Genomic DNA, 20079 nt, shown 5'->3' with positions numbered 1-20079 from the left:
CTACAGTATACAAAAAACGATAAAGTACAAACTAATTTTCCGCCTCATCGTTTACTTCCTTTCCATTGATATCCTTTTCCCCATACCGTAAGGAGAAACTGAGGATCAGAAGGACTAGGTTCGATCTTCTGACGAAGACGACTAATATTCACATCTATTACTTTTGTGTTACCTACACAACTTATACCCCATATTTTATTTAAGAGTTCATCACGTGAAATTGGTTTTATGGAATTTTTCATTAAATATTGTAAAATAATATGCTCTGTTGGAGTTAAATCAATTACTATCTCATCCCTATATAATTGTTCTTGCAGAAGATCTAACTGAAATGGTCCCGAATGAATCGATTTCATATCCCTTTTATTTTCTTTTACCCTTCTTAGCAATGCTTGTACACGTGCTACTAATTCAATTATACTAAATGGTTTTTTAATATAATCATCTGCTCCAATTGTCAAACCGTGTACCTGATCTTTCTCTTGAACACGTGCCGTTAATATAATAATACCAATCTCTTCATTGTTTTTTCGTATTCTTTTGCATACTTGAAAACCATCTATCCCTGGTAACATAACATCAAGTATTACAATATCAACATTATGATTTTCTAAAAGCTCAAGAGCTTTTTCACCTGTATCGGTTTCTAAAACATTGAAACCAGCACGCTTCATATTTAATGTAATAAAGCTACGAATTGTTATCTCATCTTCTAATACTAAAATTGTTGTCATACTCACCGCTCCTTCTCTCTTGTTGATAATCGGCTATGTGTTTGATATAAGATTTAAGCTTCTGGTAGTTTAATTTTTTTGAAATTGCATATACATGAGCTCTTGTTTTCCATATGTATCAACTCCTAGGAGGCACCATATATGTTGATTAACTTAAGAATCTAGTAAAAAACTTCATCCTCCCTATTTAGCTTTTTAGAAAGAATAACGTAGGGATAGTCAAGATTTTAAGTTGATGGACATGGAGCGGTATCCCTAGTTTATCAGTTTTATATTAAGTAAGTGATAGGACTTTTTCGTCTGTAATCTCATTTTCACGCCAATCGCACCACCAAACAATTTATTACGTGAAAACGAAATGTGTTCCATCGTTTTTTCTATAATTTTAGCGTTTTTATATACACTTCAAAACGCTTTGACTAGATAATCCAAGTACTCTTCTGGTCCACCTGAATGAAATTGAATTTTCTGACTTCTACTCTCTGCATCTTCCAGCTGATACATAAGTAACCGATACCAATCGCAACCCTTTCACAACTACTTTAGTGGATTTCTCTAGTTCTTTTTCAAACCAATTAGATGCCACAGTCTCACTTCCTTTGCATCAACTATGAAGTATTACTCGCTCCTTTTTAATTTTTTTTAGATGCTTTTCTAGTTCTGAAGGCTCTAATCCATAGAGTTGTCTTCTTCCATCCTTGTAAAATCCGCAATCGATCAGCTGACTAATGATACGCTGTTTTTTCTTTCCACATGATAAGTATGTTGTTCTAGCTTTTTTGGGTCTTTTGCATACTTTCAAGAAATAAATTCTTGTGTTGCCATTTCTACAAACTGAATATCAGACTCTACAAGGTAACGAATATATGCCGTTTTCGCTTTCATATATTCATCTTCATTTTTCCATCTATGATGGCTGCCGTCACAAAGTACAAAAAAGGAAACGTTTCTCAACTGACTTACCAATTTATTCGTTTGACCCTTCGGATTAAATATTTCTTTCGCTTTTTTATGTGCCTGTAACACTTTGTCTTTCGAACATCCGCATACAAGTAAATAATGTGGTATGATTAAACTCATTTTGCTATCTCACCTCTCTATTGCTCTCATACACAATCCAGAAAGGATAAGAACAAAGAGCACGCGTCGATTCTCTACACGCTAACATGATTTGAAAAGCATGATAAGAAGGATGATCCTTTTCCAAATGGCTAGTGCTATATTCTAAAAAGCCGTCATTCTTCTCACCTTGTACAACAAACGCCTTAAAATCGGATAAATGAGCCTGTTCTTTATGCTTATCCTTAATATAAAGGATTGCTCCACTTAAAAATGAATGTGTAGTTCTCACCCACGTTAATCCAGCGCCTTCATGAATCACTTGTTTTGTCATTTCCATTGCGAGTTCCTGTGCTTGCTTTTTCGTTTGAATATCAGCAATTCCATTCGAAACAATCATTTCTTTCACCCTTTCGTAGTTATGTAGTTTTCATATAGCTAAATACAATACAACTAACCAAAATGGCATTACCATTAGGAATCCATTTCTAATCCCTTTTGCAATAGCCAATGGATCATCATTACAGTATGGCATTTCCTTTTCTTCAACCCGCTGCAACATCTTTTTTGGGGGTGAAAGGCTCATATTGAATCTCCTTTCCTTTCAATCTGTTTTCATTTTCCATAACAAACTACCACCAAAACAGCCTATACAATAAATCATAATAAATTTTATGCAAATTTCTATAATTGCATCCATCACTTCCCAGTATCCTCTCCCAAAGCCTGTAATACACAAGCTATGATCAGCAAAGAAAGAATTAATAATAAACTCCCTATATCTCGGCATTTCCAAAACACCGACATCCTCTCCTCGCAATTAACATTTATTTCAGAAAAAAACCACGGTAAGAAAAGTCAGACAAGAAAAGAGCCAGATTTTACCCTGTTAAGAGTAAATCGGCTCTTTAATATTCAAAGGACGTAAGGAATGTAAACTTGTTGAATGTAATCCATCAAACTTTTATTCTCCTAAGAAATTGATATCTTCCCAACCCAAAGGCGAATATCGTACGCTAGGGAATTTTTCATTTAAGAAACTTGGTTTTTCCAAAACGCTGGCGGTACGCCTTTATCGATTATTCGCAAACTACAAAAGGAGCTTAATTCCTTAATTTCACCAATTACTTAATAATTAAAGATACAATTCCTAAAATTATACACAGTATCCCACCTAAAAATTGCCCTAGTCCAGACGCCTCCCCTAAAATTAAGAGATTGAAAATGTTTTTTCTTGTTTGCGTTTTTCCTACAAATGCATCATCTTTTTTCATTTTATATATACCCCATAATACTAAGACTACTCCAAAAAGTATAAATAATAGTTTTAACATCATAATATATTTACCTCTATTCATTAGTTGTATTTTGCTATATTGCTTGATTCTTTCTCTTCAATCGATAACTTAAAAACCCAGATATTCTAGAGGCTAATAAAACAGATGAATTATATTTTTGTTTTTCTAACGAAATAATCGTTCTTGAAGATACAAATACTTTATCAGCTAATTCTTGTTGTGTTATTCCATATTTTAAACGTAACTCTTTTATTATATTTTTCATAGAGATCTTCTAATTAAAGAAAACTATTATAATATTTTTTAGCTAATGTATTCGTAATTAGACAGCATATCATAATGAGAAATAGCCCAGTATTAATCGGAATTATAATCCATTTCGAAAGAAACATCATAAGAATAATCATAACCATAAGAATACTTATGGTTATATGTGCAGCTTTTCCATCTATTAAATCAATCCTTTCATCATATTCCTTTGATAGCTCTCTTTCTAACTGTTTACCATTAGTTTTATGTTTAGTTTGAGAAACTAAAGCAAAAATTAATAATAATACTCCCGTAAGTATCTTTAAATTCCCCAAATAAAACCCTTCAGTAAGCTCAGCTGCAGTATGATCATAAATTATTTCAAAAAAACCCATTGCAATAATTGCAAATGAACATAAATAAAGCTCTTTCAATCTATTTTTCAAACAAATCACTCCTAACACAGCCATATATTCAAAGTTTATTTAAAAGTATATTTTAATAAATATCTTCTTTTTTACAGATTTTCCGAACGAGAAAGCCCACTACGGTGCGATAGCACCCCCTTTAGGGGTGAGATGAGAGTGAGGTCAAATGCGATGTACAGATAAAATACCGAAGGTACGTTCTATACATCAAGCATTTGAAATGGTACAATTTTCATAATAGACAAGTAAAAGTCTCTAAAACAATCTTGTTCTCTGAAAACAGAATACATATGAGGTTGGAGTAGCAAATTCTTCTACTCCGTAAAATGTATTGAGTCGTCAAGCACAAGACGCTAAAACACATTTGAGAACTCACAATCTGATTCGTTTGGTAATAGAACGAGTGCCGTATCTGCTATATGCACTGGATACGGAGTGGTGATGGCACACCGCAATCTTGCACGTCAGCGATACTAGAAATAGACTTCGCCATTGGTAGCAAGAATCCCACTGACGTTAGTCAGCTTGCGGCTTTAGCCGTGGGAGTGTCAAATCCTTCATTAGTTAGTTAGTGAATAGTACATACTACCCTCGAAAGATATTAATATAATCTCAACCCAATATCAATTCTTTTTTTATAATTTTTATAAAAAAAGAATTGATATTGGGTTTTTAATGACATTTTCCGACAAAATATTTACTTTTAGTAGTTTTCATTTTATAATGATTATAATTTAATAAACATACTACATAACGTGTAATAATTACTTAGTTGAACATATAGTTATCAAAAGAGGGATTTTTAAATAATCCTACAGATGATGAACGAATGCTCATTACGGATTAACATCCGGAGATATAAGGAAATTAAAATTCCAGAAAAGATTTGTGATTAGTATGCTCAAATTTAGAAGATTACCAATTGGTTGGTGAAGTGTAGGGAATACACCAGATTTATGGATTTGATCAGATGTACAAGACTTGACGAGAGGTTTATATATAAAGTAGGTTATGACTCTTTTATTTATTGTCCAATTGGATTTATCATTTTAGCCAAGAAGACTCCTTCCTCAAGGAACGCGAAGTGAGTAGGTGGGAGATGAATTGGCTTCGGACAAGGGATGGCAGGAAGCCATCTTAATTGTTCGACATACATAAACTGTTACTTCACTACCTATCGAATATACGTTTGTTGTATAATAGACACATATCGAAATAGGGGTGAAACGAATGATGATCAATAAAGCATATAAATTTCGTATCTATCCAAATAAAGCACAAGCGACCTTAATCAATAAAACGATTGGCTGTTCTCGTTTTGTATTCAATCATTTCCTATCTCTATGGGATAATGCATACAAAGAAACAGGAAAAGGTTTGACATATGGTACATGCTCTGCCAAACTTCCTGCCATGAAGAAAGAGTTTGTTTGGCTAAAAGAAGTGGATAGTATTGCGATTCAGTCGTCTGTTCGCAACCTTGCGGATGCTTATACACGCCTTTTCAAAAAACAAAACAATGCCCCGCGTTTCAAATCTAAGAAGAACAACATACAATCTTATACCACAAAACAAACAAATGAAAACATTGCCGTTGTAGGAAACAAAATAAAATTGCCAAAACTAGGTCTTGTTCGATTTGCCAAAAGTCGTGAAGTAAAAGGACGTATTTTAAATGCTACAGTTAGACGGAATCCTTCTGGCAGATACTTTGTGTCATTGTTAGTTGAAACAGAAGTGCAAGAACTCCCGAAAACAAATTCTTACATTGGAATGGATGTGGGACTAAAAGATTTCGCCATTTTGTCAGATGGAACAACCTATAAAAATCCGAAGTTTTTTCGATCATTAGAAGAGAAGTTGGCAAAAGCACAGCGTGTTCTTTCTAGAAGAATGAAAGGATCTTCTCGTTGGAATAAACAACGAGTAAAAGTAGCTAGAATTCATGAATACATGACGAATGCTAGAAAAGATTACTTGGACAAAATCTCGACTGAAATCATCAAGAACCACGATGTTATCGGTATAGAGGATTTGCAAGTATCGAATATGTTAAAGAATCATAAGTTAGCAAAAGCAATTAGTGAGGTATCATGGTCTCAGTTTCGAACTATGTTGGAATATAAGGCAAAATGGTACGGCAAACAAATCATTGTCGTATCGAAAACATTTGCTTCAAGCCAATTATGTTCTTGTTGTGGATATCAAAACGAAGACGTTAAAAATCTAAACCTACGTAAATGGGACTGTCCTTCTTGTTGTACACACCATGATAGGGATATTAACGCAAGTATCAATCTAAAGAATGAAGCGATAAGGCTTCTAACCGCAAGGACTGTGGAGATAGCCTAATAAATTAGAGCTCGATAGAACTCTTTACTTAGGAATCCCCCTCTTCTAAACGAAGTGAAAGTGGGGGTAGTTCAATGCAGAGTATTTTAGACTGGCTATGCTAAATACACAAGATATATATAGGAGGTTCCCCTTTTTGAATCCGAATAATCGTTTAACAACAAATCAAGGTTCTCCTATAGGAGATAACCAAAATTCTCGTACAGCTTGATCTTGTAATCGTTTTTATTGCTGTTGTTTTGTTAATCGATGAACAATTACACGAGCTGGCACTTTATCAATCATTTCTACATAAGCATCAGCTATTTTACATGTTTGTCCTGGTTGAAGGGAGTTCATTAACGTCTCCATATCTATCTGTATATATTCTGTACCTTTCTTAATTCTTCCGTCTTGAAAATAATCAAGGTTAGGATTTTTTTGATAAATACGTGTATTCGACTTGATATGAGGGATATAGTAGGCCTCTTTATCTTGTATAATAGGTTTAATGAAAAGAGCCCTAAAGAGATAGGGGCTCTTTAGGGCACGCCTAATCGGGTAAATTGATTAGGAGGAATATGAATATTTTAACATATAGATGACTCATCTGAAGGTAACAAAAAGATAACAAATGAGAATGTATGGCTATGTTTCCATCTTGATTGAATACGAAAAAGAGATTGTACAAAAAGAAGTAGAAACGGTTGTTGGATTAGGCTTTGCAATGGATGGATTATACGTTAGTTCTGAGGATGAGAAAGCCAATTAGCAAAGGCTCAGAACGTTGGAACAAACAACGTATTCGTGTAGCGAACCAACGTAAGAATTTTCTTCATCATAAGTCTACAGAGTTAGCTCGGTTGTCTTAGGACTAATTCGTTAGCTATCAAAAGTAACGACTAACCGAGAAGCCCCCACTTCAAGTAAGCTCGTAAGAGCTACTAAGTGGCGGGTAGTTCACGCAGTTATTTGGCACAAATGGGAATGAAGATATTTTAGTTGCCTTTTTAAATGCCATATTAAAAGATTCTTTAGAATCACCTATTGTTTCCCTGCAATTAGAAGATCCACACTTGCATCGAGAATATGAAGAAGATAAATTATCGATTTTAGATATTTCGGCTACATTAAATACAGGAACAAAGGTAAATGTAGAAATACAATTGAATAACAATCACGATATGATCAAACGAAGCTTGTATTATTGGGGAAGGTTATACACCTCTCAATTGCAAAAAGGAATGCCTTATAGCTCACTTCATAAAACAATTACCATAAACTTGTTAAACTTTGTGATGTTTCCAGAATATGAAGCGTTTCATACAACAGGAATCCTTTGGAATCAGCAACAACAAAAGTTATTAAGTGACGATATAGAAGTTCATATTGTAGAGATTCCAAAGTTACTACAGCAATGGCGCGAAGAGAAAGTCAATCCGTGGGAAGATTCGTTTGTTCGTTGGTTATTATTATTACCAGCGAATGAAGATGAACATCTCACACAAACATTGGAGGACATTGCCATGAACCAAGATCCGATTTTACAAAAAGCAATGAATAAGTGGGAACGTATGAGTCAAGATTCTTCTTTCCGTCAAGCATATGAAGCAAGAGAAAAGGCCTTAATGGATGAGGCTGCAAGGTTTGCTCATGCTCGTAATGAGGGGAAAAAAGAAGGAATTCAAGAAGGGGTTCAGCAAGGGAAAATACAGATGATTAAAGGTATGCATGAACTTGGTGTACCACTTGAAACGATTGCTAAAGCCAGTAAATTAGGCATAGATGAGGTTGAACGTATTTTAGAGCAAAAATAATCAACATCAAAAAAAGAACCTATTAATTGGGTTCTTTTTTTGAGCTATTTGTCAACTAAGGGTAGCATCAAATAATTTTTTATAAGTAGTAATATAAACTTATATTATGACACTTAACTTTATTTTCTTATTATTGATGAGATCGCTCATTTAAAATTGCATTATATAAAAACTGTGCATACTGTTCCCGTGTAACTTTCATATCCGGAGCAAATTTCCCTTCACCAATACCTGCTGCAATATGGTTTGATTGTACGGCACTAATTGCATCTTTTGCCCATCCTCTCGAAAAGGGGGAATAAGGGGTTCAGCCGAGATATATACGTTATTTTAACCAAGAAAATTAAAATATGAATTTAAAAGGGCCCTTACGTTGAGTATATGTATTCAACGTAAGGGCGAAGTATTTTTGGTTTGAAATAAAGCTTGATTAAAAACAACTTAGGGATCTGTGTAGCCGATTTCCTTAACGTACAGAAAATTGGCTTGTTGGTTCGTTACTCGTTAAAAATGTTTGTAAAGCTTCTAGAGGTTATATCAACTTGCATTTTATTTGCTAGAATACCATTTAGCTAACCACTCATTCCATTTATCCTTTTGAATAGTAATGGCAAATATAGTGTTTTTATCAGGCTTGTCAGTCAGACATACGGATGTATCATTAACAGATAAATATTGTCCGTGGTTATTTTTTAAAGAGAAGCTTTCAAATCCACAATCAACAAGTGTCCATACTTGTCCATAAGCACGAAATCCTGTAACGCCCACCTCACCATTTGCAGATGTAAGATAGGTTGCATTTGCTTCTATGTACACCTTATTAGATCCTTTTTCAATTGGAATAATTGTAAATATGCTCCTATCTTCTGGGATCCAATTAGATGAAGCGGAAATATTCGTACTATCCTCCCATGTTTGCAAGACGTTATCCCTGTTTCTAATTTTCACAGAAATAGAAGAACATTCTTCATTTTTATGCTGTGTAACGACGCCGATCTTATGTCTCTTTATCTCGGCAAGCTCATCAGCGGTATAACTAAAAGTTTCAGATTCTTTTACTGGATTCGAAGTTATTGTTGCCAGTTTTTGCTTCTCTCCCGGTAGTGCATGAAAAAGTTTCTTTAGGTCAAAAGAAGCACTACCTGGTTTTATATTTGGAAACTCCTGTCTAATAAATTTAAAAGCTAAAGGACCATTCATTTGACCACTATTGTCACTTTTTAAGTAATATGTTTGCCAATTCGTAAGCGCAATACCAGTATTCCCTTCATCTAACTGTTTTTGTGTAATATAATACACATCACGTTCATATAGATCTGAGGCATCTGGATTTAAGTCCACTATGATACCAGCTTGCTTAATCAGAAGTTGTTGACCATGTTTTATCGTTTTATATTCAACTTTCCCATCTTTATAGAAAATTTTAATTCTCTTAGAAAAGTTTTGGTTTTTATAATAATCATACACACTAATACCAAATTCTCCTTTGTGAAAAGTAGGAGCTTTGTAAGCACGGTTTTCATTGTTAGCTAGATAATCATTTTTAGCACTTTGTTCTGATAAAAAAATAACAAAAGGCTCTTTTAGAAACGTATCATAGGTATCCCCAAATGTTGTAAGAATCGTTTCTCTTGTATCAACGTCTGCTTTCGCTTTATGTTTTGTAAATGGGTTCAAGCTGAATACAATCCCCATCGCTATTCCTACAGGGGGGATTTTTTTTATACATCTCTTTATCTTTTCCTTCATGGATGTGCTCCTTACTTTCTAATTTATACTGTTTCCAACATATTTAAATTAACATCGGTAAGTTTATCTTAATTTAAATAACTCTCAAAAGTCTTTCGTAAATGTTACAAAACCCTTTCATTGCTTCTCATACAAACACTTCAGGACTCTTGTAAGTAGTTTCTTAAACTTGGACATACCGATAGGAATAAAATGATTGAGACATAAGTAAACCACCGATATATCTTATGAAAATAAAAATTGAGACCCAAAAAACAAGAAAGGTTGGCATTTTGCCAGCCTTTCTTGTTTACTACTTCATTCATTTTACAAATAAAAATTTTGTTTTGGTGATACTTAAAAATCTTCGCTTAATGAGCATGGGACCAAGCTGAAAAATTATAGAACAACTTACAAAATTTAGATTTTTACAAATATCAATGAAAGACTTTTGTAACATTAATGAAAGAAATTTGAAAGGTTTTTAAACTAAGATGAATTTATAAATATTGATTTTATATTTTAAATCAATATACGACAGTATTTATATGTTTGTTTTTTACAGTGTTACATGTAAGCAATCTAGGCTAAATCTTACTAAGAGAGGACAACAAAAATGAAGAAAAAATTTAAAACAATTGGAATTGGAAAGAAAGTAATTCCTACTGCAGCGGCATTAGGTATTCTTTTTTCTGTCGCTCCTATTGCAGAAAACAAAGCTAGCGCAGGGATAGGTACGGTAATAGATATAAGTATTACTGTATTAGGTGCTGTAGCAAACACTTATGAAGCACTTGGAATAAGCCCAGGGGATCGAGACCCTGGCACTCACATTGATGTATATGCAGAAAACGAAACTTACCAGGCTCCTAGTTTTACATCTGGGGAATTTAATATTTCCATGTATCATACACAAGGTGATTCGAATTTTCTTAAACCAGTTAAAGTACGCTATCCAAATGGAAAAATCGAAATTCATCAACTAAGATCTGGGCAGCAGCTTAAAATTACTGAAGCAGGTGCAATTATAGATTTAAACCCTAATGGAGCAAATGTCTCAGAACACGATCTTCTTTACATTACACAAGCACAATTAGACGAAGGAAAGACCGGAGTTGTGATGAATCAAGGCGAACATGCATTTGTAGAAAAAGCATCTGGTAAAAACCCGAGATTTCTTGGTCCACTTTACAAAAAATATTCCGGCGACTCCTTTGGCGATTGGACGGTGATTGCTAGAAATTCAGATTACCTATTTGATCAGATAGCAAATAAATTATCAGATAAGCAAAAACAATTGATAACATTGACTTCAAAGCCCGTATCTAAAGATGTCCTTGACAACTATGTTAATAATGATCCTAAAGCTCGTGCAGATTATTATGATCGATTATCTGATGTATTGGCGGAGCGTACTAACGTCATAGAGACAGGTCTGCTACTGACATACATTAGACTAAATGATGGTAAACCTTATCAAATTATCCCTTATAAAAAAGGAACGAATAAAGTAATCGTAAAAACAGGTTCAAAATACCTTTCAGGAAAAGAAGGAAACGAACTTCAATATTCCGATTCGCTTGGCGATGATGAAGTGTTTGAACTTGTTCAGGTAGAAAATAATGTAAGTGGGTCAGTTCAGTTCCGTTTGAATAACAAGAATGGAGTAAGTTTAGTTGGTGATAGGAATACTTCAAAGTTCGGTACTGGTGAGGGTTTCGGCTCTGAAATTCGTTTCGATGATAAAAGCAACAATGCAATTCACAATTGGTTAATAGAGTGGTATCCGGGTAAAGAAAATGAGAGACAGAAGTATGACAGAGTACAGTTTGTAGCTGATGAAAAAGATTCTACTAAATTGATTGCAAAAGATTCTTCTGGAAATGTAATAAAGAACAGTTGGGTAAACCAAGGTTCTGCTTATCATTTTGCAGATGCTGAAGGAGCCCTTTTGACAGGCTGGCATGACATTAAGGGGAATACTTATTATTTTGAGCCGACTTATGGAAAATTGGTCACAGGAAATGGCAGTGACTCACAGATTGATGGGAAGTACTATCACTTCAATGATGATGGTTCCGTGAAAAAATCAGCATGGAAGGAAGATCGAGAAGGCCTACACTATTCCGATGCTTCTGGAGCGTTTATTGAAGAAGGCTTAAAAGAAATAGATGGTAAAATTTACTACTTCAAAAATTGCAATGTAAATAAAAAGGAAATACGTATAGAAGATCAAGAGGTCATCCTTCACTTTTCCGATAAAGGTGTGCTTGAGAGAGTTTCTAATCTAAATGGAGAAGTTATAAACAGCGTTGTTAATGTTAAGTTTGACAACAAAATATTAACATTTAATCATGACGGTTCGATTTTTAAAACAGGGATCAACAAAAGAGAGAAAATAGTGGAATATTATAGTTTAGAAGATGGATCTTTCTATACCGGTTGGAAAAGAATAGACGGTAAGAAATACTATTTCACAAATGGTCGCAATTATACGTTCAATGATTATGACAACATTGACGGAAAAAGATATTATTTCCATGAAGACGGCTCAGTTAACAAAGCAGGGTTTGAAAAAATCGATGGTAAGTTATACCATTTTGACAATAACGGCGTAGCACAAACGGGCTGGCAAACTATCGATAATAAATATTATTACTTCGATGAGAATGGGGCAGCTAAAACAGGCTGGTTCCAAGTTGGTGGTGGATATAGACCTTTTCCTCTTGCATACGGATACCTTTGGTATTGTGCTAGAGAAGATGGTTCACTTTATGCAGACGCTTGGTTTAACATCGACGGTAAAGATTATCACTTTGACAAGTGGGGACATAAAATGCCGTACTAAAATAATAACATGATGATAACAAGGGAATGCTTGTATGCTGATCTATACTGCATTCCCTTGTTGTATGTATGCTATATTTAGCTCGACACGACAAAAAAATATTGTACGTTAAGGGCGAATCTTACATACAAAAAAGACGATTCAAGTATAAATGAATAATAAGATTATAAGAAACGAAAATAAATTTTCAGAGATTATAGGAGCGTGTTAATAATGATCGTAACAACAACTAATACTATTCAGGGTAAAGAAATTATCGAGTATGTAGACATCGTAAACGGTGAAGCAATTATGGGTGCTAATATCGTACGTGATATCTTCGCTTCTGTTCGTGATGTTGTCGGTGGCCGTGCTGGTGCTTATGAAAGTAAATTAAAAGAAGCTCGTGACATTGCGATGGAAGAAATGAAACAACTTGCGACGCAAAAAGGAGCAAATGCAATCGTTGGTATCGATGTAGACTACGAAGTGGTACGCGACGGAATGTTAATGGTTGCGGTAAGCGGTACAGCTGTACGTGTGTAAATAGATAGAAAAGTAGCACCTCCAATTGTTAGACATAACTAACAATTAGAGGTGCAGTTTTTTATGGCCAAATATTTTTGAAAACAAAATTAGATGCATAGATAGCACTCGTTATTAATAATTTTCCTAATAACCATTTCGTTTTAGTGTACGATAAATAGTAGTTCGATCAACATTTAAAAAATCAGCAATTTCCTGTTTCGTTTTTCCTTGATCAAGTAACTCGAGTATCAAATCAGTTTTAGACTTATTGATTTTAGGAGTTCTCCCCAGTTTTCCGCCATTTTCTACATACCTAATACGTCCAGCCTGTGTTCGCTCCAGTATATAGTTTCGTTCAATATCAGCAAATAAAGATAAGATTGTAACCATGACTTTAGTCGTCATATCATCTTTCTTCCGCGTATCAATGTTATCATGAAAAACTAATCACACCAATATCGTCTTTGATTAGTTTTTCATGAGTCCGAATCATATCAGAAAGATTTCTACCTAAGCGATCTAATTTATAAACAATAAGTGTGTCTCCTGGATGTAGTTGCTGCATCAGAATTTGGAATTGCTCTCTCTCCATATTTTTCCCGCTTTGTTTTTCTTCAAAAATACATTCTTCCAATAATTCAATTTGGTTCGTTTCACAATATGTAAGGATTTCTTTTTTCTGGAATGTGTAATCTTGTTGTAAAGTAGACACCCGAATATATGCGTAATTCATTTTTCGAGCTCCTAACGTTGCATATATGTTGATTTTTGCAACACCTTCCTTGGGGCTATTTTATGTTGTAGCGTACAGAGAATAAGTTGAAATGTGTCCAAACGTACAATTTTCTTTTTTGGATATGGTGAGGATATCACGGAAAAGTGGGGCGCGTCTCGCACTACGATTTATCACCCAAAGTGACAGCTACACTACTATAAGTGTTTGGCACTTGTAAGCATAAATCAGTGACCATAGATATATGCCTTCAAGGATGGAATTTTTTTGATAATAATTGCTTAACAGGGGCACGGCAACGATTCTTTCTTTTTGGGGCCATTCAAAAAACAGATAGAATTCAAAGAACATATTGCATTCTATCTGTTTTTTCTTTTTTCACATAAAGAACATTGAGGCTGCTTATACTCTTATCAGTCAGATGGTTTACTAAAACATCATCATAACAGAAATAAAAACTTTTTTATATTTTACTAATATACAAATACTTTTGATGAGTTTTCCTCTAACAAACTAGAATTATAATTAGGTGCTAGTACGATGTTTGTATATGTTCCTGTACCCGAAAGGTATTTGTACCTATGTTTTAACCCCGATGGAATAAAAACAGATGCTGGACTTTCAATTATTTGCAATTCTCCTTCAATTTCAACTTCACATATGAGACCTGTACCATCTATTCTATTCCCCCAAAAAATAAAGGCACTATCACAATGATGTGCATGAGTATCTACATGTCCTTCTAAGTTCTCATCCATATGGGCGTCGTAAAATACACGCTGTATTACATAAAATGAAGCACGTTCATCAGTTCTATAATCCATCTGTACCCAACGCTCTCCTGGACCATCACGATGATATAAAAGCTCAGATGCTCCTTTTACAAATGGTTTACTAACTCGGAGAGACTTTGAAAGCCGAGGCCCTTTTCTTTCTATATGTTTTTGTTGTATGTTCCTTACTCTTCCTATCATTTCAGGTTGAATGCCCTCGTATGCTGAGTAATTCTGCTGAACAGCTTGTATATGATAGGATGCAGTATGAGTAAATATATTCTTTCCAATAATCGGTCTCCAATGATCTACTTGACAACCAGTAGCTAATTGGAGAGAGTGCGTTAATTCAGGAATCATCTGTAGTTTAAAGCATTGTAGATTACGCTTTTGAGATAAAAATACTGATAAATTTAGCAAATCAACAATCCCAGCACGTTCACCTATTCCGCACAATGTAGCATCAATGACAGATGCCCCTGAATCGATTGCAGCAAGAGCATTTGCCATGGCTAATCCTAAATCATTATGAAGATGAACTTCAATCTCACAAGGGAATGTCTCAACAGATTTCTTCACGATTGTCGCACACTGACCTGGCTCCCAAATTCCTACAGTGTCTGCTAAACTGATTCGATCTGCTCCAGCTATATGTGCAATCTGTCCAATGTAGGCGATATCTTCCCATTCCGTTCGTGAAGCATCTTCAATAGTAAAACGGATTTTCATTCCTAAAGATTTTGCTTCTTCAATAGCATGTTTCACCTGATTAATAACATAATCTTTTGATCGATTGGTATACTTTGTTTGTAAAGAAATAGGATTAATAGACGCCCAGATTCCTATCCAATCGGCACCAGCACGATAAGCCGCATGAACTTCTTCTTTTTTCGCCCGAGCATGCATAAGTATTTCGGCGTGCTTTGCAGATGCTGCAACTTCTCGGCAAATCTCTTCTTCTTCTTCAGAGATGCCAGGGTGTCCAACTTCGATAAGACTTACTCCAAAATCCTCTAACATGTGAAGTAATGTAATTTTGTCTTCCTTGGAGAAACGAATACCACATTGTTGTTCTCCTTCACGCAAGGTAGCATCTAATATTGTTAAACCCTTTTTCATTCCTGTTTGCCTTCTTTCGCTTCTATAAAGTTTAATGTTTGTTCGAATAGGGTATTACGATTCTTTTCATAAACAGCCCAGTGTGTAGCATCAGGGATTACTACTTCTTTTTTTTGTTTTGTACTTGTTAATTTTGACATCATATTTCGGTCTGCAAATATGTCATCTTCCCCGTAAATGACAAGTAATGGAGTGGTAATCTTAGATACATCATATAGGGGCTGATTTTTCCAAATATAAAATAAATCTTCAAGTGGACCGACTGGTCGACGAATCGTTTGATTATTTTTCTTACTCATAGGATCGGAATCAATAAAAACTTGTTTTACGGCATCCATTGCTTCGTTTGTAACAATTTTTTTATTTCCCATCATCATATGCCAATGATGCATTCCTTTATCAAAGTCCACCATTTGATAAGCTGGTGCTTCAGGATTAAACTGATTAGGTTGTAGTGGGTTTTCGAAAGGCTGTGTCATCATAGGAAGTGTGAACCCATGCATATATCCATATAAAATAAGTTTATTAATATCTTGAGAATGGGATATTGCATAATTTCCAGCCACAACACCTCCATATGACCATCCAACAATATGAATTTTTTTTACGTTTCTCTTCTTTTTAATCCAATTTACAATTGTTTCTAGATCCTTAGTTGCATCATTCAAATGAATAACCGGACGGTTTTGGGCAGGAGGATCTGACATTTCTTTAGGGCGAGAAGAACGACCAAACCCTCTGAAATCCATAGCCCAAGTATCATACCCTTTTCTGGCATACTCATCCATCCATGAAAATTTTGGTACATCAAATGCTTGAGCTGTAGGTACACTAAATGGTTCTAAAAATAAAATGATTTCATCAGATGTATACTGTTTTTTATTATTTAAGTTTTTATGAAGTAAAAATAAATTTTCTTCTCCTTGCTGAATTTCTAATTCTTGTTTTACCACTTTAGAAGTTTGATCATTTTGAGAGGTTTCTTTGATATTAGAACAACTAGACATAAGTATTATCAAAAAAATCCCTACTAAACTAATATGTGTCCATTTTATCTTCATTTAGAATATTCCTTTCATTTCATAGAAATGATAGCTATGATTCCAGCCGCAATAATTAATCCGGCTGGTAACCCTTTTGTAAATAATACGGCAATAAGAGTACCTATTAAGACACCTAACAATATCATAGGATTCATAGGTAGAACTCCTACACCTTTTCCTCCTATATATGACACAGTAAAACCTGCTAGAATGGATCCTAATCCGATAGGAGAGGTAATTAATTTTATTACGTGTTCACTTGTAATCTTTCCAGATGTAATTGGTACTAAAAGGAATAGCATCAGAAAGAAAATACCAATTGTAAAAGAATATTGTTGAATAAGATGTAATAAAGTTTTTTGTCCAACAGCAAGTAAAACTCCTAATAAACAAGCCGCACCAGCTAGCGCATAATCCTTAACAAGTAGAGCGAGTGTAACAATAATCCCCAGTAACAAAAAAGGAAGCATATTCTCTTACCTCATCTATAATGTTGTATAATCCCAACTATCATTTTCAGGTACAGACACATGTACCATATTTTGATTTGCAAGGTTAATTTGTATTAAATTTGGACTTATTACAGGTTTTAAGTCTTCTCGATTTATTATAAATTTAAATGCTTCAAAGCTTGCTAGAATGCCTACGATATTCGCAACGGGAGACAGCACAGCCCATGGACGATCTTCTTGTACATAATTATTTGCCCATTTCTCATCCGCACCATGCTTGACGGAATGAAGAGCACGTCCATCTTTTAATTTATGAATTTTATTTTGCATTTCTGGTGTTAGCTCTTGTTGATAAGACGGATATCCTAACGCGATTTCATAAGGCGTAGAGTCAGGAGTTAAAGACATGACGCCACCTCTAAAGGGAGGTGTAACTGCAATCCAAATAGAAGGAATCCCTAATTTTTGAGCTGTACGATGGATAATTACTCTCGCTACTAAATTATCAGTTGCATCTATAATGACATCTGTATTCGTTAGAAGTTCTAATGCATTGTCCTCGGTAACAAATTCTTTCGTTATCTCTATTTGTAATAATGGATTAATTTCTTGCAAAACTTCTAAAGCAACATCTGCCTTCGGCTGTCCTAATTTACTGTTGGAGCTTAGCATTTGTCGATTGATATTGCTTGCTTCAAATACATCTTGATCAATAACATGTAAAAAACCCACACCCATTCGCGCCAATTGGATGAGTGTAATTCCTCCTACGCCCCCTGCTCCAACTACAGTAACTCGAGAATTTTTTAATTTCTCCTGCTCTGCTACAGAGATAACACCAATATTTCGCGTAAAACTTTCTTCATATATATTTTGCATATCATTATTTTTTGTTAACAAGTTATATTCCTCCTTACAGTGTTTTATAATCCCATCCACCCTTTGGGACTTCTTTTACTTGAACCGGGATATGACTATCTAAATCCATTACAATGCCTTTAGGCGCTCTAGCTAGAGGTTCACGACCAGTTAAAACTTGTATTGCTTCATGAAAGCTAAATAGTGACAATAGATGAGCACGCATCGGTGTGATAATCCAGCCTGCTTTTCCATCACAAAAATCTTGCGCCCACTCTTTTGGTGCGCCTTTCTCCACAGAATACCAAGCTCGACTTTTCTTTATATCAGCAATTTGTTGTCTTAATTCTTGATTTGTTAATTTGCATCCGACACTTGAGATGTTTAATGCTTCTTCATAAGGAATTCCGGTTGGGAAAAATGTAGAAACAAATCCTCGTGTTGGGGGGCTACCTGACATCCCCACACTTGGTATGCCTAATTCTCTAGCTGTTCTATGTATAATAACTCTTGAAGGCATATCATCTACGGCTTCTACTACAATATCATGCCCTTTTATAAGCTCGATTACATTATCTTCATCTACTCTTGTTTGTATAAAGTTTGTTGATATATAGGGATGTATATCTTTTACAACCTGTTCTGCAACTTTTGCTTTTGGTTCACCTACAACACTAGAAAGCGCTAACATTTGTCTGTTAATATTAGAAACTTCAAATTCATCGGGATCAACACCGGTAATATGCCCTATTCCCATTCGCGAAAACAGAATTGCTTCATATCCACCTACTCCCCCTAGTCCAAAAATAATGACCTTCTTATTTCGAAGACATTCTTGTTCCTGTTCAGAATACACACCAATATTTTTCTTAACCATTTCCCAATAATATGAATCCATATCCATTTTGAAGTCTCCTTTATATGTAGTAACCATTTCAAAAAATAATTCCTCTATCTAAAAATAGTCTAGAAGTATGTCATTTTTGTGTGCTATTTGTAAAAAAATTAAAAAACTTTCAATTCTTAGTTTTTTAACAAATATTACTGATGAACAAGAGGTTAAACTATATTTGGATTGCGCTGATAGTGTTTTACGGAAATACAGATTTACTTTATCGAGCGTTTTATAACCTTGTTGAAAATGGTATTAAATACAATATCGACGGTGGTAAGGTAATGATTAAAGTTAAATCGGATAAAAAGCAGGTAATGGTTGAAATTAAAGACACGGGAATTGGTATCCCCGATGAGGAAAAAAAGAATATATTTGAGCCGTTTTACCGAGCGGATAAATCACGCTCTCGTGAATGGGGTGGCTCAGGCTTGGGACTTTCCATTGTGCAAAATATCATAACCAAGCACAATGGAAACATCGTAGTTACGGATAATGAGAACGGCGGTACTTGTTTCGAAATTACACTTGGTAAAATAAAATAATAAAATGAAAAAGGCTTTGAATGGTTGTTGAACCTGTTTATTTAAAGCCTTTTTTTGTGAATTTTTAAGAAGTGTTTCTCTTAACAAGGATTTAACATGGATTTTTATATACTGGTAACATCAAATAGAAAGGATGCAGGCAAGCAGGCTCAATTGTAATATTATAGAATCTATCTATCGTATGGTAGAGGTTAAAAACATTCTAGGAGGAATTTAATATGAAGAAAAAATTAATAATTGCTACACTTGTGCTAGGGGTATCTGTTGTTGGAGGATCTGCATATGCTGCGAGCAACAACGACATGTGGGAAAATACTAAGTCCAGTGAAACTGTCAACTTAGAAGAAATGGCTAAAGAAAAAGGGATCACGTTAGATGAACTAATTGCTCAGCTTGAAAAAGAAGGAAAGCTGACAAAAGCTGCTGAAACAACAGAGGCCAAGCAAGTAGAAACAAGCAATAAATAATATATAGAGTAACTGGAGCTGTCACAAAAGTAAACTTCTGCTAAGAGGGAGCTTTTGAAACAGCTCTGTTGTTCGTGAGAAGAGAAAAAAATATGGAGATCAAGAGTACAAACTAACCGTTATCGGTATTTATAATGCGGGGTATGATGATTTCTTTGAATAGCAAGAAAGTGGAATCCATCTTATATGAGGTGGTCT

At 34.7% G+C, this 20079-nt stretch carries 20 protein-coding genes and 5 pseudogenes; 7 read left to right on the top strand and 18 right to left on the bottom strand.

Going from position 1 to position 20079, the window contains the following annotated elements:
• Positions 1 to 44: 44 nt before the first annotated feature.
• From V7038_RS15280 to V7038_RS15245, 8 genes and pseudogenes are all read right to left on the bottom strand, one after another.
• Positions 45 to 734, bottom strand: a complete 690-nt coding sequence (locus V7038_RS15280) for a response regulator transcription factor (RefSeq protein ID WP_002107121.1) — start codon at positions 732 to 734, stop codon at positions 45 to 47.
• A gap of 604 nt (positions 735 to 1338) precedes the next feature.
• Complete coding sequence (locus V7038_RS15275; protein WP_078181894.1) at positions 1339 to 1536, bottom strand: Fur-regulated basic protein FbpA; 198 nt, start codon at positions 1534 to 1536, stop codon at positions 1339 to 1341.
• A complete protein-coding gene (locus V7038_RS15270) occupies positions 1533 to 1814 on the bottom strand; it encodes a hypothetical protein (protein ID WP_002107123.1) in 282 nt (93 codons plus the stop codon). Before V7038_RS15270 ends, V7038_RS15275 begins: the two co-directional genes overlap by 4 nt.
• Before the next feature lie 4 nt (positions 1815 to 1818).
• Positions 1819 to 2193 (bottom strand): hypothetical protein, encoded by a 375-nt coding sequence (locus V7038_RS15265; protein WP_002107124.1) that lies wholly within the window; start codon positions 2191 to 2193, stop codon positions 1819 to 1821.
• Positions 2194 to 2223: 30 nt separating this feature from the next.
• Positions 2224 to 2379: a hypothetical protein gene (locus tag V7038_RS15260; RefSeq protein WP_002107125.1), complete on the bottom strand. Its 156-nt coding sequence runs from the start codon at positions 2377 to 2379 to the stop codon at positions 2224 to 2226.
• A gap of 538 nt (positions 2380 to 2917) precedes the next feature.
• On the bottom strand, positions 2918 to 3130 hold the full coding sequence (locus V7038_RS15255; protein ID WP_002107126.1) for a hypothetical protein: 213 nt from the start codon (positions 3128 to 3130) through the stop codon (positions 2918 to 2920).
• Positions 3131 to 3150: 20 nt separating this feature from the next.
• Positions 3151 to 3356: pseudogene (locus V7038_RS15250) on the bottom strand (helix-turn-helix transcriptional regulator).
• Between the two features lie 13 nt (positions 3357 to 3369).
• Positions 3370 to 3786 (bottom strand): hypothetical protein, encoded by a 417-nt coding sequence (locus V7038_RS15245; protein WP_002107128.1) that lies wholly within the window; start codon positions 3784 to 3786, stop codon positions 3370 to 3372.
• Positions 3787 to 4998: 1212 nt separating this feature from the next.
• Here V7038_RS15245 and tnpB point away from each other — a divergent pair.
• Positions 4999 to 6120, top strand: a complete 1122-nt coding sequence (gene tnpB / locus V7038_RS15240; RefSeq protein WP_335470758.1) for an IS200/IS605 family element RNA-guided endonuclease TnpB — start codon at positions 4999 to 5001, stop codon at positions 6118 to 6120.
• Between the two features lie 228 nt (positions 6121 to 6348).
• Here the strand turns inward: tnpB and V7038_RS15235 are convergent.
• Positions 6349 to 6600 (bottom strand): annotated as a pseudogene (locus V7038_RS15235) (IS4 family transposase); the annotation flags it as partial.
• Between the two features lie 148 nt (positions 6601 to 6748).
• Between V7038_RS15235 and V7038_RS15230 the strand changes: the two are divergent.
• Positions 6749 to 6959 (top strand): annotated as a pseudogene (locus V7038_RS15230) (RNA-guided endonuclease TnpB family protein); the annotation flags it as partial.
• A gap of 99 nt (positions 6960 to 7058) precedes the next feature.
• Positions 7059 to 7916 (top strand): annotated as a pseudogene (locus V7038_RS15225) (Rpn family recombination-promoting nuclease/putative transposase); the annotation flags it as partial.
• A 130-nt stretch (positions 7917 to 8046) separates the two neighbouring features.
• Here the strand turns inward: V7038_RS15225 and V7038_RS15220 are convergent.
• Positions 8047 to 8205: pseudogene (locus V7038_RS15220) on the bottom strand (S-layer homology domain-containing protein); the annotation flags it as partial.
• Between the two features lie 260 nt (positions 8206 to 8465).
• Entirely contained in the window at positions 8466 to 9665 is a 1200-nt protein-coding gene (locus V7038_RS15215) for a hypothetical protein (protein WP_335470755.1), read from the bottom strand.
• 595 nt (positions 9666 to 10260) lie between these two features.
• On the opposite strand from V7038_RS15215, the gene V7038_RS15210 reads away from it, so the two are divergent.
• Both V7038_RS15210 and V7038_RS15205 read left to right on the top strand, forming a co-directional pair.
• Positions 10261 to 12492, top strand: a complete 2232-nt coding sequence (locus V7038_RS15210; protein WP_335470752.1) for an N-acetylmuramoyl-L-alanine amidase family protein — start codon at positions 10261 to 10263, stop codon at positions 12490 to 12492.
• A 213-nt stretch (positions 12493 to 12705) separates the two neighbouring features.
• Complete coding sequence (locus V7038_RS15205) at positions 12706 to 13017, top strand: heavy metal-binding domain-containing protein (protein ID WP_002107134.1); 312 nt, start codon at positions 12706 to 12708, stop codon at positions 13015 to 13017.
• Positions 13018 to 13143: 126 nt separating this feature from the next.
• Here V7038_RS15205 and V7038_RS15200 read toward each other — a convergent pair whose 3' ends face one another.
• The 7 genes from V7038_RS15200 to V7038_RS15170 form a co-directional block, all read right to left on the bottom strand.
• Positions 13144 to 13404 (bottom strand): helix-turn-helix domain-containing protein, encoded by a 261-nt coding sequence (locus V7038_RS15200; RefSeq protein WP_098988882.1) that lies wholly within the window; start codon positions 13402 to 13404, stop codon positions 13144 to 13146.
• 28 nt (positions 13405 to 13432) lie between these two features.
• A complete protein-coding gene (locus V7038_RS15195; protein WP_335470748.1) occupies positions 13433 to 13732 on the bottom strand; it encodes a recombinase family protein in 300 nt (99 codons plus the stop codon).
• Between the two features lie 473 nt (positions 13733 to 14205).
• Entirely contained in the window at positions 14206 to 15624 is a 1419-nt protein-coding gene (locus V7038_RS15190) for a homocitrate synthase/isopropylmalate synthase family protein (RefSeq protein ID WP_002107136.1), read from the bottom strand.
• Positions 15621 to 16685, bottom strand: a complete 1065-nt coding sequence (locus V7038_RS15185; protein ID WP_002107137.1) for an alpha/beta hydrolase — start codon at positions 16683 to 16685, stop codon at positions 15621 to 15623. Before V7038_RS15185 ends, V7038_RS15190 begins: the two co-directional genes overlap by 4 nt.
• 14 nt (positions 16686 to 16699) lie before the next feature.
• On the bottom strand, positions 16700 to 17137 hold the full coding sequence (locus V7038_RS15180) for a DUF441 family protein (RefSeq protein ID WP_002107138.1): 438 nt from the start codon (positions 17135 to 17137) through the stop codon (positions 16700 to 16702).
• Between the two features lie 15 nt (positions 17138 to 17152).
• Positions 17153 to 18019, bottom strand: a complete 867-nt coding sequence (locus V7038_RS15175; protein ID WP_335470744.1) for a HesA/MoeB/ThiF family protein — start codon at positions 18017 to 18019, stop codon at positions 17153 to 17155.
• Between the two features lie 13 nt (positions 18020 to 18032).
• A complete protein-coding gene (locus tag V7038_RS15170; protein WP_002107140.1) occupies positions 18033 to 18881 on the bottom strand; it encodes a HesA/MoeB/ThiF family protein in 849 nt (282 codons plus the stop codon).
• A gap of 143 nt (positions 18882 to 19024) precedes the next feature.
• Here V7038_RS15170 and V7038_RS15165 point away from each other — a divergent pair, with 143 nt between their 5' ends.
• Together V7038_RS15165 and V7038_RS15160 are read left to right on the top strand one after the other, a co-directional pair.
• Positions 19025 to 19414: a sensor histidine kinase gene (locus V7038_RS15165; RefSeq protein WP_335470741.1), complete on the top strand. Its 390-nt coding sequence runs from the start codon at positions 19025 to 19027 to the stop codon at positions 19412 to 19414.
• A gap of 218 nt (positions 19415 to 19632) precedes the next feature.
• Positions 19633 to 19881: a hypothetical protein gene (locus tag V7038_RS15160; RefSeq protein WP_335470739.1), complete on the top strand. Its 249-nt coding sequence runs from the start codon at positions 19633 to 19635 to the stop codon at positions 19879 to 19881.
• The last annotated feature ends 198 nt before the right edge of the window (positions 19882 to 20079 follow it).

It is taken from the genome of Bacillus sp. JJ783, from assembly GCF_036963225.1.
GTDB classification, from domain to species: domain Bacteria; phylum Bacillota; class Bacilli; order Bacillales; family Bacillaceae_G; genus Bacillus_A; species Bacillus_A cereus_U.
Note: the sequence above shows the minus strand (reverse complement) of the source record. Positions and strands in the feature narration are given on the sequence as shown.

Coding starts and splice junctions, on each gene's coding strand:
- V7038_RS15200 (WP_098988882.1), bottom strand. CDS start 13,404: ATGACGACTAAAGTCATGGTTACAATCTTATCTTTATTTGCTGATATT.
- V7038_RS15205 (WP_002107134.1), top strand. CDS start 12,706: ATGATCGTAACAACAACTAATACTATTCAGGGTAAAGAAATTATCGAG.
- V7038_RS15180 (WP_002107138.1), bottom strand. CDS start 17,137: ATGCTTCCTTTTTTGTTACTGGGGATTATTGTTACACTCGCTCTACTT.
- tnpB (WP_335470758.1), top strand. CDS start 4,999: ATGATGATCAATAAAGCATATAAATTTCGTATCTATCCAAATAAAGCA.
- V7038_RS15210 (WP_335470752.1), top strand. CDS start 10,261: ATGAAGAAAAAATTTAAAACAATTGGAATTGGAAAGAAAGTAATTCCT.
- V7038_RS15160 (WP_335470739.1), top strand. CDS start 19,633: ATGAAGAAAAAATTAATAATTGCTACACTTGTGCTAGGGGTATCTGTT.
- V7038_RS15165 (WP_335470741.1), top strand. CDS start 19,025: ATGAACAAGAGGTTAAACTATATTTGGATTGCGCTGATAGTGTTTTAC.
- V7038_RS15265 (WP_002107124.1), bottom strand. CDS start 2,193: ATGATTGTTTCGAATGGAATTGCTGATATTCAAACGAAAAAGCAAGCA.
- V7038_RS15170 (WP_002107140.1), bottom strand. CDS start 18,881: ATGGATATGGATTCATATTATTGGGAAATGGTTAAGAAAAATATTGGT.
- V7038_RS15185 (WP_002107137.1), bottom strand. CDS start 16,685: ATGAAGATAAAATGGACACATATTAGTTTAGTAGGGATTTTTTTGATA.
- V7038_RS15190 (WP_002107136.1), bottom strand. CDS start 15,624: ATGAAAAAGGGTTTAACAATATTAGATGCTACCTTGCGTGAAGGAGAA.
- V7038_RS15260 (WP_002107125.1), bottom strand. CDS start 2,379: ATGAGCCTTTCACCCCCAAAAAAGATGTTGCAGCGGGTTGAAGAAAAG.
- V7038_RS15255 (WP_002107126.1), bottom strand. CDS start 3,130: ATGATGTTAAAACTATTATTTATACTTTTTGGAGTAGTCTTAGTATTA.
- V7038_RS15215 (WP_335470755.1), bottom strand. CDS start 9,665: ATGAAGGAAAAGATAAAGAGATGTATAAAAAAAATCCCCCCTGTAGGA.
- V7038_RS15280 (WP_002107121.1), bottom strand. CDS start 734: ATGACAACAATTTTAGTATTAGAAGATGAGATAACAATTCGTAGCTTT.
- V7038_RS15270 (WP_002107123.1), bottom strand. CDS start 1,814: ATGAGTTTAATCATACCACATTATTTACTTGTATGCGGATGTTCGAAA.
- V7038_RS15195 (WP_335470748.1), bottom strand. CDS start 13,732: ATGAATTACGCATATATTCGGGTGTCTACTTTACAACAAGATTACACA.